Origin of the sequence: Massilia atriviolacea (assembly GCF_003953935.1) — a bacterium.
GTDB classification, from domain to species: Bacteria; Pseudomonadota; Gammaproteobacteria; order Burkholderiales; family Burkholderiaceae_D; genus Telluria_A; species Telluria_A atriviolacea.
In genome coordinates this window covers 325,071-338,036 of the sequence record NZ_RXLQ01000002.1, presented here as the reverse complement: position 1 = coordinate 338,036, position 12,966 = coordinate 325,071, and the positions used below count along the sequence as shown (strand labels likewise).

Below are 12,966 nucleotides of genomic sequence, written 5' to 3'. Positions count from 1 at the left end.
GAAAGAGTTTTTTGATGAACCGACCTGTTAGCGTTCGCCCCCCGGCATCCATGTTCAGCGCCGCTGTTGCCAGAACTGTCGCATCGGTGCTGGCCGTCGGCGCCCCGCTCCTGCTGGGCGCCTGCGCCGATGCACCCACCGCGCCGCCTGCCGCGCCCGAGCCGGCCGCCAGGCCCGCTGTCGTGATACTGAACTCCATGGACCAGCGCGGCCAGGCTGCCATCGCGGAAGCGAACAGGCAATTCGCTGCCGGCGACTTCAAGGCCGTCATCGCCAACCTGGGCGGCAGCAAGGCCATCGATTTTTCAAGCACGGCAACGCAGGTCCAGGCGCACAAGCTGCTGGCGTTCAGCTACTGCATCACCAGGAAAACCGCGCTGTGCAATGCGGAAGCGGAGCGCGTGATGCAGCTCGATCCGGGTTTTCAGTTGCCCGAAGCCGAGCGCTCGCATCCGATGTGGGGGCCGGCGTTCGAAGCCGCCCGCAAAAAGGCCGTCCTCCCAGCCAAGCCATGATCGGGAACCACGCATGCGATTGACCATCCTCGAACACGCCGGACAGCCGCTACGCCCGCCGCTCGGCACGGACTTTTCCCGGCCTGGCGCCACCATTGGCCGGGGCGCCGACAACCATCTGGTGCTGGTCGACGACACCAGGCAGATTTCGCGCCTGCAGGCATCGGTGCGCATCGACGACAGCGGCGCGTACCTGGCCAACCTGAGTACGGTCTGCCCGATTGCCGTCAACGACGCGGCATTGACCGGCGACCAGCCCCGGCGCCTGCAGGATGGCGACCAGGTGCGCATTGGCGTGTATCTGCTGCAGGTTGGCGATGTCCAGGCGGCGGCCGTCGAGGAGCCAGGCGCCGTTGCGCCCCCCGCTGCAACGCCGGCGGCGATCGTGGCGCATGACGACGCGTTCTGGGACAAGCTTGTGTCGGACTTTGCGCCGGCGCCGAGCGCGCATCGGTTTGCCGCCGCGGCGCCGCTGTCGGCGCCGCTGGCGGTCGCGCAGGCGCCGGCGCCGGCAGCGCTCCTGCCGGACGACGTCCTGGCGACGCTCAGCAATCCGTCGCTCGATCCGCTCGATTTCTTTGCCAGCCCTGGCGCGCAAGCGCACAGCATGCTGTTCGCCGACAGCGCCAGCGCCCTGCCCGAGACCAGCACTGCGCTGCTGGAACTGGCGCAGCAGGAACAGGCTTGTTCCGCCCCCTTCGACACCGGCTCCCTGTTCGGCCGGGCCGTCGAAAGCGGCGCGCCAGGCCGCTTCGCTGCCGGGATTGCCTCCCCGCCTGCCCAGGCGGCGGCGCGGCCCGCGTCCTGCGACGCCGCGCCGCCCACGTCCGACGCCGCCAGCATGGTCGCCGCGTTTCTCGATGGCGCCGGCTTCACGCCGAATGAAGGCACCTTGAACGAGGCGCACTTTCACCAGGCCGGCCGCCTGTTGAGCAAACTGGTCGGAGGCTCCATGAAGCTGCTGACCAGCCGCACGATCATCAAGCGTGAAGTCAAGGCAGAGCTGACCATGATGCTCGACAAGGAAAACAACCCGCTCAAGCTGCTGCCGAACGCCCAGACCGTGCTCAAGCAGATGTTCGGGCCGCCGTTTTCCGGCTTCATGACGTCCGAGCGCGCCGTCGACGACACCTTCCATGACCTGCAGGCCCACCAGATGGGCATGCTGGCGGGCATGCGCGCCGCGCTCAATCAACTCTTGCTCAATTTCAGTCCCGACGTGGTGGACAGGCAGATGGGCGCCGACGTCTGGTACGACCGCCTGATGCCGAAGGGGCGCGACGGCCGCGCGTGGGTGCGCTACCGCGCGCTGCACCAGGCGGCGGTGACGGCCGTGGAGGAAGACTTCCATACCGTGTTCGGGCAGGTATTTCTGTCCGCCTACGACGCCGAGGTCGAACTCTACCGCGCCCAAAGGATGCAACAGGCATGCTGACCTTGACCACGGCGCAATGTTCGCATCAAGGCGGCCGCGCCAGCAATGAAGATGCCCTGGGTTTGCGCGTGCGTGAGAACGACGCCTGCTTTGTGATCAGCGACGGCGTGGGGGGACAGGCCGGCGGCGCCATCGCATCCCGGCTGGCGGTGCACTGGGCCTTGCAGCAACTCGACGACAAGCAATCGTTCGGCCTGCAAGCGATGACGCACGGCAGCGTCGATGCCGCCGACGCCGCCATCGTCGCCGAGCAACGGCGCAATCCCGAACGCGCACGCATGGCGGCGACCATGGTGGCGCTGTTTATCGACCGCCGCGCACGGATGGCGCAGTGGATTCATGTCGGCGACAGCCGCCTGTACCTGTTCCGGCGCGGCTGCCTGTGGCAGCGCACCGAGGACCACAGCCTGGCCGCCCAGCTGCAAAGGGCGGGTTTGTCCAGCAGCCCGGACAAGGCGCATTTGCTCAGCCACGCGCTGGGCCAGGCCGATACCGACACCATCGAGCCCGGCGCGGCGTGCACGCTTGACGACGGCGATGCCTATCTGCTGTGCACCGACGGCTTCTGGCATGGGCTCGACGAAGCGGCGATGCAGCGCTGCCTGCAGGCGGCAGGCACGGTGTCCGACTGGATCGCCCTGCTGGCGGAACAGGTGCGCCAGCGCAGCGATGGCGAAGGCACGCAAGACAACTACTCGGCGCTGGGCGTGTGGGCCGGCGATCCGCAACTGGTCACCCGCGCGCCGGGCGCCTGATAATCGGTCGATTGCAGGACATACGATATTTATATTACCTGTTAATGACCGGATTAATATATTCAAAACATTGGGAAACATAATTGACCGTAGCGCTTCAATAACGTTAGCATGGCTCGCCGATTAAAATAATTGCAATATTTAATTCATTAAATAACGCGCGCGCCATATTTATTTGATTTCCAGCGTCACCGGATAAACAAGCACGAATGAAAATCATCAAACCGATGCGCCTGGGCGTATTACCCCGGCCCTTTACCTGGCAGAAAAAGCATTATTTATGCGTGACGGCGTATGCGCACCACACGCTGGGCGCCAATCCCACGCTCTTGAATGAACAGGGCTTGTGGCCCATGCTGGCAAGCGAACTGGGGGATAGCAAGGTACTCGACCTGGGCATGCCGAAGCAATATCCGGAGTTTCTGGTATCCGGTTTCGGCTATACCCGTCATCAGCAGGACAAAACCCGATGCGCCGTCTCCGCCCGGGTCGGCGCTATCGAAAAAAGCCTGACCGTCTTCGGCGAGCGCTATTGGATCGCCGGGGGCGCCAGCGCGCCGGCGCCGTTCGACGCCATGCCGCTGGACTGGGCGCATGCCTACGGCGGCGCGGCCTGCGCGAGCAATCCGCTTGGGCGCGGCATGGCCCCCGACCAGATTGGCGGCCAGCAAGTGATCCGGCTGCCGAACGTCGAGCTGGCCGGCGAGCTGTACCACTCGCCAGGCAGGCCACCGTCGGCCCCGGCCGGCATGGGACCGATCGACCTGTCCTGGCCGCAGCGCCAGGCGCGCATGGGCGTGCATGACCAACGCTGGTTCGAGAACGACTTCCCCGGCCTTGCGCCGACGCTGGACTGGCGCGCATGGAATGCCGCGCCCGACGACCAGCACTTCCCAGCCAGCGTCGAACTTGCCGGGACGCCGTACACGCTGCGCAATCTGCACCCGGAGCACGCGGTGCTGAGCGGGACCATTCCCGACTGGGTCGGCCGTTGCCTCGTGGTGAAACGGAAGAACGACAAACAGCTTACCGCCGACATCGACCTGCGGCTGACCACAGCATGGTTCTTCCCGCACCGGCTGGAATGCGTCCTGATCTATCACGGCGTGGTCGAGATCGGCCAGGACGATGCCCACGACGTCGTGCAACTGATGCCCGCGCTGGAGCATCGCCACGCAAAACGCGATCACGCCCACTTCCTGAAGGTGCTGGCCCAGCGGCTTGACACCAAAACGGGCAGCAACTACGCCTTTCGCGATGGCGACCTGCTGCCTGAAGGCGTGGCGCTGGCCCCCCTGTTCCCAGGCGAAGACACCCTGTTCGACAAGGTGCCAGGCCCGCTGGAGCGCAATCAGCGCCAGCGCATGCGGAACCAGCGCGAGCAGAGCGCGCAAACGGCGCGCGCGGAAGGACTCGACCCGGACCAGGTACTGCCGCCCATGGACGCCGCCCCCGAGCTGCCGCGCCGCCTGGAAGATCTGCCGCAATTCATGGAAAAAGTGGACCGGCTGCACGCCGCCGACATGGCCGAAGCCCGGGCCGCGCTGGCGAAGACGCGTAGCGAGATGGCGCGCAATCTCCCGCCCGAACATCAGGCCCAGACGGCGATGCTGGACCAGTTGGCGCCCCTGCTCGACAGCGATACCGGCGTGACGCGGCCGCCGCTGGCGCCGGCCCACAGCTTTGCCGATTTCAGCGCCAGCCACGCCGGCCTGGTCCGCGAAGCGGAATCGTTTTCCGGCATGGCCGTACCCGAGCTCATCCCGGCTGCGGAGCTGAAGTCGACCATGCACAGGATGTACTTGCATGGCGCGAGCAGTTTCGCGCCAGCCGCCGTGCTGGTCGGCGCTGCCGCCCGGCGCATGCGCGAGCAGGTGGCGGCGATCTACGCCACGACACGCGACTTTGCCGGCCTGGACCTGACTGGAGCGGATCTGTCAGGCATGGATTTGCGCAATGCCGATTTCAGTCGCACCATGCTGGAAAGCGCCGACTTGCGCGATGCCAAACTGGATGCTTGCGACTTCAGGGATGCGGTCCTGGCGCGCACCGCGCTGGCCGGGGCCAGCTTTGCGCACGCCAGGTGCGACGGCGCCAGCCTGGCGCAAGCCGATGCCCGCTACGCCTGCTTCGCGCACGCCGAGCTGAACAAGTGCGCATGGGAAGAAGCCAGGCTCGATCACAGCGACTTCTCGCACGCGCGGATCGGTGAAGTCATGCTGAACGACATGCAGTTCGCGTCGGCCAGATTCGATCATGCGCGCTTTTTTTCGGTCACTTTCTACAAGGTGGACATGCGCCATTGCAGCTTTCTTCATGCGCATCTCGAGAAATGCGTCTTTATCGAAGGCCGGCAAGACGATCTGTGTTTTGACAAAGCCACCTTGCAGGATAGCGCATGGGTCACGACGGCTGCGGCACGGCTGAGTTTTCGCGGCAGCGTCCTGCGCACCTGCGCGGTCACCGATCAAACCGCCTTCGACGAAGCCGACTTTACGGATGCGCAACTGTCCCAGTGTAATTTCCGTGAAATCAGCATGCAGCGTGCGAATTTCAGCGGCGCGACAGCGGCGATCACGGATTTTTCGGAAGCGAATCTCACCGGGGCCACCTTGCAGCGCATGGATGCCGGCGGCAGTTTTTTCACGCGCGCCATCCTGCTTGCCAGCGACCTGCGCGACGCCCGGCTGATCGGCGCCAGCCTGGCGAAAGCCGATCTGCGCTCGTGCGACCTGCGTGGCGCCAATCTGTTTCGGGCCGATCTGGCGCAAACCGTGGGCGACGGCGGCACCCTGTTCGACCAGGCCTACCTGGAGCAGACCAAATTCTTGCCACGGCTGGCGCCCGACACCGCCCTGGCCGATTGAGGCCGATGTTTTTCTCCCACTTTATGCAGGACACCCCATGTTCTTGAAAACCCAGCTTGGCCTGAGCCTGGCGCCGGTCGATGCGAAGATTCCGATTACCTCGCCCAACGCCGCGCCGGCGCCGATGCATATCCCGAACGCCTTCAACATCCTGGTGGGCGGCACCCCGGCCCATAACCTGGCCACCTTTGCGCCGATGACCATGACCCTGCCCGGCGTCGGCGTGGCCAGCGGGACGGTCATGGGACCGTCGCGTGAAGTGAGCGGCAAATACAACCTGCTGATCAAGGCGACGCCGGCGACGCGCATGACCAGCATGTCGATCCAGAATTCCACCAACGCACCGGGTATCTATCTGGTGCCGGGCCAATTCAAGGTGCTGGCGTTTTAACGATGCCGATCAGAAAGGGGTTTCCTTGAAGTACCGCAGCGTCCCAGCCGGTCCGGCCCACCGCCCTTCGCACAGACGCGCTCGCCGCATCCTGCTGATTGCCTCGCGCGAGGCCAGGCCGGTCATGATGGTGACCACCCTGTACCTGCCGGGCGGGCCGGGGCCGTTTCCGCTCTGGGTATTTAACCATGGCAAGAATTTCGGCAATACCGTGCATCAAGCACGCAGCCGGCCGGACGCCCTGGCCAAGGTCCTGCTGCGCCACGGTTATGCCGTGGCCGCCCCCAACCGCAGGGGGTTTGCCGATTCGGGCGGCCGCCATCTGAGCCACTGGGCCAACCCGCTTGCCGCCGGACTGTGCTGTGCGCGCGACATCGAGACCGTGGTGCTGGCCCTGTGCGGCAAGCCGTATATCGACGCCAGCCGCATCGTCGTCAGCGGGCATTCGTATGGCGCGCTGGGAACGCTGGCCTACGGCATGAAGCCGCATGCCGGCGTGCGTGCGCTGGTGAACTTTGCCGGCGGCCTGCGCGGGGAGTCGGACCACGGCTGGCAGCAGCCGCTATGCGACGCGTTCCGCTATTACGGCCGGCGCGCCAGGGTGCGCTCGCTGTGGCTGTACGCCGACAACGACAGCTTCTGGCCGCTCGACTACGCCAGGACGCTGCACGCCGCCTACTGCGAGCGCGGCGCCAACGCCGAATTTATCAACCTCGGCCGCTTCAAGGAATGCGCCCACCGCTACGTGCTGGACCCGCATGGCGTCGACTTCTGGTGGCCGAAGGTAGCCGAACTATTACGTGAGATCGAAGCATTTACGCCTACAAGGGAATTGATATGGAACGCATTGTAAAAGCCCACACGCCGCTCGGTGACGAGGTGCTGCTGTTTAGCGCCCTGCGCGGCACCGAAGCGCTGTCGCAACTGTTTGAATATGAAGTGGACATGATTGCCGACAGCAACGCGCTGGACCTGAAGGGGCTGCTGGGCCAGCCATTGACGGTGGAAGTACAAACGCGCGACGGCGCAGTGCGCTACCTGAACGGCATCGTCGGGCGCGGCATGCTGGTGGGCCGGGAAGGGGCAACCGCGCGCAGCTGGCGCTACCGCGCCATCGTGCGCCCGTGGTTGTGGCTGCTCACGCAAACCAAGGACTGCAAGATCTTCCAGAACAAGAGCGTCGCCGATATCTTGCAGGAAGTCCTCGGGGAATACGGCTTTGCCCTGGAGTTCAATCTGACCGGCAATTACCGCACCTGGACCTATTGCGTCCAGTACCAGGAAACCGACTTCGATTTCGTCAGCCGCCTGATGGAGCACGAGGGCATCTATTATTACTTCAAGCATGCGCTGGGCAGCCACACCCTGGTACTGGCCGACGATATCGGCGCGCACCAGGTGCTGCCCGGCTACGCCGCGATTCCCTTCTTCAAGGCCGAGCGCGTGGCCACGCCGCAGGAAGAATTCATCGACCGCTACCAGGTGGCGCAGGAAATCGCGCCGGGCAGCTATGTGACGGACGACTACAATTTCACCAAGCCGCGCGCCAGGCTGCAGAACCAGCGCGCCAACGCCGGTGCGCACGAGCATGGCGACATGGAAATCTACGACTGGATGGGCGGCTACGCCGACATGGGCGATGCCGACCACTACAGCCGCATTCGCCTTGAAGCGCTCCAGTCCGAGCGCGAACGCGACCATGGCCACGCCACGGTGCGCGCCCTGGCGCCCGGCTACCGCTTTACCCTGAGCAATTGCCCGCGCGACGATGCCAACCGCGAGTACTTGCTGGTGAGCGTGACCTATCGCTTGCAGGAACCGTGCTACGCCAGCGACCCGACCCCGGCGTGCTACGAATGCGATTTCGTCACCCAAGCGGCCACCCTGCCGTTTCGCCCGCGCAAGGTCACGCCCAAGCCGCGCACCAGCGGCCCGCAAACGGCCACCGTGGTCGGCCCGGCGGGCGAAGAAATCTGGACCGACGAATACGGCCGCATCAAAGTGCAGTTTCGCTGGGACCGCTACGGCAGCATGGATGAAAACAGTTCGTGCTGGCTCCGCGTGGCAACGAGCTGGGCCGGTTCCAATTTCGGCACCCTGTACATCCCGCGCGTGGGCCAGGAAGTGGTGGTCGACTTCATCGGTGGCGAGCCCGACCGGCCGATCGTGATCGGCAGCACCTACAACGCCGACCAGATGCCCCCGTTCGGGCTGCCGGGCGCCGCCAGCAAAAGCGGTATCGTGACCCGCTCGACCAAGGGCGGTTCGCCCGCCAATGCCAACTCGCTGGAGTTCGAGGACGCCATCGGCGCGGAAAGGTTGGCGCTGCATGCCGAAAAGGACATGCTGATCGAAGTGGAAAACAACAAGACCAATACCGTCGGCAACAATCAGGATGAGACCATTGCCGCCAACCATACGGAGTCGATCGGCGCCAACGCGACCCAGTCGGTGGCGGCCAACCTGACCGAAAGCGTCGGCGCCAATAAGGTGACCACCATCGGCGCCAACCATGCCCATGCGGTTGGCGGCACCAGCACGCGCACGGTCGCGGGCGCCAGCACCGAGCAGCATCGCAGCGGCCATGCGCACAAGGTCACCGGCCACCACGAGCATGTCGTCACAGGCGACTATAACGAAACCATCTACGGCAATCACAATTACGTCCTGCACGGCGACCATAATTACACGGTGCATGGACATCGCAATTACGACCTGAATGGCAACCAGGTCCATATGCTGAACGGAAACCAGCAACAAAACGTGATCGGCGACTATTTGCGCGCAGTCAGTGGCAACCAGGACCATATCGTCGATGGCAGCCACGTTCACGTTGTGCATGGCGGACATAAGGTGACCGCGAGCAATGCCGATTACCATACCTCCGGCGTGCACAATATTTTTGCCGGTGACGTGTTCATCAAGGCGGGCGGCGGCGGCGGCGGGGCGGCCGCCGAGGAAAAACCCAAGTCCGGGAATGCAACGTACGACAACAAGTTCGGTCTCACGGCGACCTACGCGGTCGACATCGTGGGCATTGTCAAATTCTCCTACGCCACCAGTGCGGTATCGGTCGTTCCGGTGAATCTGAACTTCCGGATGCTGCATTCCTCTTTCAATATCAAAGCATTGAGCTTCTTCGTTTTCAAGACCGACTTCTGCGTCTTCAAGCGCGATGTCAACGGCGCAAAAGTCGAAGGCAATGTGATGTTCAATCAAAGCAGCGCGGTCGAGAACGTCAATGGCGGGGTCGCTGTGCACAACCGATTCATGAACCTGATCTTTTGAGCTGCGCCATGTCTTTCACCACGTTCTCCAGTACTGCGGGCCGGACCATGTCGGCGCAAGAACTGCAATCGGCAATCGCCAATGGCGAAGCCGTGGAAAAACGCGACCTGCGCGGCGCCGTACTGACCGGGCTCGATCTCTCAGGCGGGCAGTTCGACAGGGTCGACCTGCGCGGCGCCCAGCTCGGCGGCGCCGACCTGACCGAGTGCGACTTCATGCACTGCCAGTTCGGGCAGGCCGACCTGCGCGCAGCCCGGCTCGCCAAAACGACCTGGCACGACTGCGACCTGGCGCAGGCCCGGCTCGACGGCGCGGACGCCAACGGCGCCAGCATGCTCAATTGCGATCTGCGCGCGGCGCAGCTGTCATCCGCGTGTCTTAGCAACGCCACCCTGCTGCGCTGCAAGCTCGACGATGCCAGCCTGGCCGCGCTGAGGGCAGAGGTATTGTGCGTCACCGAATGTTCGGCGCATCGCTGCGATTTTTCCGACGCGCAGCTGGAAAAAACCGTGTTCATGGAGGTCGATTTCGCCGGCGCCCGGTGGCGCGCGGCCAGCCTGAAGAACCTTGTCTTTGCCAAGGCGAAGCTGCGTGGGAATGTCTTCGCCGGCCTGGCCATGCCCTTGTGCCAGTTTGTCGAAAGCGACCTGGCGCAGGCCGATTTCAGCGGGGCCAGCATCGAGCACTGCATGTTCAAGGGGGCGCAACTGCAGGGCGCGCTGCTGCGGGGCGTGCAGGCGCGCTTTGCCTTGTTTGCCGAAGCCACGCTGGACGGCGCCGATCTGTCCGGCGGGTTTTTTGAACAAACGCTGTGGCCGCGTGCCAGCCTGCGTGCAGCCAACTTGCGCGGCGCCAGTCTCGCTTACGCCAATTTCCAGGCGGCGTGCTGCGAAGGAGCCGACCTGCGCGACGCCGACCTGCGCTTCGCCGATTTTTCCTATGCCGACCTGCGCGATGCCCGCTTCAGCCACGCCGGCTTCGAGCACACCCGGCTGCATCGCAGCGCGCAGGCCGGCGCGACATGGAGCAGCCGGCGCGGCCTGGTCGAACACGACGAGGCGCTCCTGCAGGCCGAACTCTGGTCGCGATGAGCTGCCCTCCCCCATTTTTTGAAAGGATGTTCACGATGCATACCGTACTCGCACCCGCCAGCGCCCTCGACGCGGCAATTCACACCATTGCCACGGTCGTCGCCGATCTCGGCCATGGAAATTTTCTGCTGGACCTGCATGGCGGCACCCTGACCTGCAAGCGCGCCGCCAGTTGCCTGCTCCATCCGGACACGGGCGACAAGGTGCTGGTCTCCGGTCCGAGCCGCCAGCAAAGTTACCTGATCGCCGTGCTGGAACGCGACAGCGCGCGCACCGCCCGGGTCGGCGTCGACGGCGCCATGACGATCGGCTACGGCGGCGCGCTGCAGGTCCTCAGCGACGACGCCATCCGCCTGGAAAGCGCATCGCTGTCCCTGGCATCGGGGCAGTTGGACATCCGCGCCGACAGCGCCGTCGTCGTCGCGCAGGAACTGAGCTACCATGGCCGCCAGTGGCAGGGCGCACTGGGGGTGCTGCGGCACACCGGGCAGGCGCTGGAAATGCTGTTGGACAAAGTCCGCCAGGTCGCACGGGTCTGCTATCGCCAGGTCGAGCAAACCGACCACCTGCGCGCAGGCCAGCTCGACTATCAGGCCAGGGACTATGTCCGGCTGCATGGCGACCACGTCATGGTGACCAGCGACAAGCTGTTGAAGATGGATTCGAAACAGATTCATCTCGGCTGACGCATGAGCGACGTTGGCTATATGGCGATCGCAGCGGCCGTGGTCCTGCTTGTCGCCGGGCACACCGCCTGGCAGATCCGTGGGCTATTCCGCGCCAGGGCCGCCGACGCCAGGCTGCTCGCGCACGGCGATATCCGCTATGCCAAGGTGGTCAGTGCGCGCCAGAGCGGCACCCTGATCGACGACCGGTCGCTGTGCGTGGTGCGCCTGGTGGATGTGGAATCGCCCGCCACGCAGCGCGACATCGCCCAGCCCATCGCCGCGATCGATCTGCCGGCAATACAAGCCGGCTGCACGGTCGCCTTGCGGGTCGACCGCTCGAGCGGGCGGGCCCTGATCGATTTTTCCCGCTCCTGAGCACGACGGCCCCTTCGACGTGGCAAGCATGTCGGTCTCAGTCCTTGCCTCGACGGCCCATTTTGGTATTAATTTCCCTCAACTTGGTATGCATATTCCCGATTATTGGTGTTATATTGGTATACCGATCTTGCACATAAAGCATCGGAATTGCCGGGTAAGCCGATTCCGCCATCACCGCGCGGGCACGGAGTGACGCGCGGCACACGGATCGACCAGCTTTATCTCCGGCACGCAAGTGCCCCGACAATTCGATAGGGAGCCTCAATTGAACAGAACAATCATCAACAGCCTGATCATCAGCGTACTGGGCGGGTCGCTGGCCGCGTGCGGCGGCGGCGGCGACAATACCTCCACCGGCACCCAGTCATCCCAAAGCAAGATGTTGGCGGCCGCAAGCGTCTGCTACGCAGCGTGGAACAGCGCCACCGTCTATGACGGCGGCAAATCGGCCAGCTACGGGGGGACGAACTACACGGCAGCCTACTGGACGCAGGGCGACAATCCATCGACCAACAGCGGAGCCGCCGGCAGCGGCAAGCCATGGACCGTGAGTGGTTCGTGCAGCACCACGCCGACGCCTACGCCTACCCCGACGCCGACGCCAACGCCGACACCGACACCTACCCCTACCCCTACCCCGACACCGACCCCGACCCCGACCTGTTCATCCCAGACCTGGAGCGCGGGAGTGAACTACAGCCTGGGCACGGTGGTGAAGTATCCAGCTAACGGCAATTTCTACAAGGTCGTCAATAGCGGCAGCAACGGTTCCGACGGTACCGATCCGACCATTAGCACCTGGTATTGGCAGCCAACAACCTGTGGCAGCACGCCAACGCCGACGCCGACGCCCGACCCGGGAGGTAGTTTTGCCGGCCTGACAAAAACCCAGTTCGAAGCATGGTTCCCCAGCCGCAGTTCGTTCTACCAATACGCCGACTTTGTCGCTGCGGCAGCGTACTATCCAAGCTTTGCCAAGTCGGGCAACGCGACCCTGGACAAGCAGGAAGTGGCCGCCTTCTTCGCCAACCTGCAGCACGAATCGGACAACCTGAAGGCAGTCAGGGAGTACAACACCGCCAACTGGCCTCTGTACTGCGATGTGAACTGGGTACGCGTCACCTGCAAGAGCACCAATATGGTCGACCAGTACTTCGGCCGCGGCCCGATCCAGATCAGCTGGACCTCGAACTACCGCAGTCTGGGCAACGCCATGGGCCTGGGCGAGCAACTGGTGAACAATCCGGAACTGTTGGCCACCAACGCCACCATCGCCTGGCGCAGTGCGGTCTGGTACTGGATGACCCAGCCGGGCCGGGCCGGCAGGTCGGCGCATGACTCGATGGTGGGCGGCTACGGTTTCGGCCAGACCATCAATGCCATTAACGGCAATCGCGAATGCGCAGGCGGCACCGAGTACCAGGGGCCGGCACAGATGCAGACCCGGGTGAATTACTACACCAGCTTCACCCAGAACCTGGGCGTCGCCACCGGGCCTCATCTGACTTGCTGACAGGCCCGGGCTGAAGCCCAGGCCTGAAAGCGACAAGGCGGCATCGATATACGGATGCCGCCTTT

Annotated in this window: 11 protein-coding genes; all 11 read left to right on the top strand. The window is 64.3% G+C overall.

From position 1 onward, the window contains the following. Positions 1-14 precede the first annotated feature (14 nt). The 11 genes from EJB06_RS32410 to EJB06_RS04395 all read left to right on the top strand — a co-directional run bounded on the left by EJB06_RS32410 (position 15) and on the right by EJB06_RS04395 (position 12,901). A complete protein-coding gene (locus EJB06_RS32410) occupies positions 15-515 on the top strand; it encodes a TssQ family T6SS-associated lipoprotein (RefSeq protein WP_229426929.1) in 501 nt (166 codons plus the stop codon). A gap of 13 nt (positions 516-528) precedes the next feature. Further along, positions 529-1,950, top strand: a complete 1,422-nt coding sequence (gene tagH / locus EJB06_RS04440; protein WP_126072779.1) for a type VI secretion system-associated FHA domain protein TagH — start codon at positions 529-531, stop codon at positions 1,948-1,950. After that, positions 1,944-2,705: a PP2C family protein-serine/threonine phosphatase gene (locus tag EJB06_RS04435; protein ID WP_126072778.1), complete on the top strand. Its 762-nt coding sequence runs from the start codon at positions 1,944-1,946 to the stop codon at positions 2,703-2,705. The genes tagH and EJB06_RS04435 overlap by 7 nt, the downstream gene beginning before the upstream one ends. 209 nt (positions 2,706-2,914) lie before the next feature. Then, a complete protein-coding gene (locus EJB06_RS04430) occupies positions 2,915-5,572 on the top strand; it encodes a DUF2169 family type VI secretion system accessory protein (RefSeq protein ID WP_126072777.1) in 2,658 nt (885 codons plus the stop codon). A gap of 37 nt (positions 5,573-5,609) precedes the next feature. Continuing rightward, the gene (locus EJB06_RS04425) at positions 5,610-5,963 is read left to right on the top strand and encodes a PAAR-like domain-containing protein (protein ID WP_126072776.1); all 354 of its coding nucleotides are present in this window, start codon (positions 5,610-5,612) and stop codon (positions 5,961-5,963) included. Between the two features lie 124 nt (positions 5,964-6,087). Continuing rightward, positions 6,088-6,816 (top strand): dienelactone hydrolase family protein, encoded by a 729-nt coding sequence (locus EJB06_RS04420; RefSeq protein ID WP_126072775.1) that lies wholly within the window; start codon positions 6,088-6,090, stop codon positions 6,814-6,816. After that, a complete protein-coding gene (locus EJB06_RS04415) occupies positions 6,801-9,251 on the top strand; it encodes a type VI secretion system Vgr family protein (RefSeq protein ID WP_126072774.1) in 2,451 nt (816 codons plus the stop codon). Before EJB06_RS04420 ends, EJB06_RS04415 begins: the two co-directional genes overlap by 16 nt. An 8-nt stretch (positions 9,252-9,259) precedes the next feature. Further along, entirely contained in the window at positions 9,260-10,342 is a 1,083-nt protein-coding gene (locus EJB06_RS04410; protein WP_126072773.1) for a pentapeptide repeat-containing protein, read from the top strand. 35 nt (positions 10,343-10,377) lie between these two features. Then, entirely contained in the window at positions 10,378-11,028 is a 651-nt protein-coding gene (locus EJB06_RS04405) for a DUF3540 domain-containing protein (RefSeq protein ID WP_164557811.1), read from the top strand. Between the two features lie 3 nt (positions 11,029-11,031). Continuing rightward, complete coding sequence (locus EJB06_RS04400; RefSeq protein WP_126072771.1) at positions 11,032-11,385, top strand: hypothetical protein; 354 nt, start codon at positions 11,032-11,034, stop codon at positions 11,383-11,385. Between the two features lie 268 nt (positions 11,386-11,653). Beyond that, complete coding sequence (locus EJB06_RS04395) at positions 11,654-12,901, top strand: glycoside hydrolase family 19 protein (protein ID WP_126072770.1); 1,248 nt, start codon at positions 11,654-11,656, stop codon at positions 12,899-12,901. Positions 12,902-12,966 lie beyond the last annotated feature (65 nt).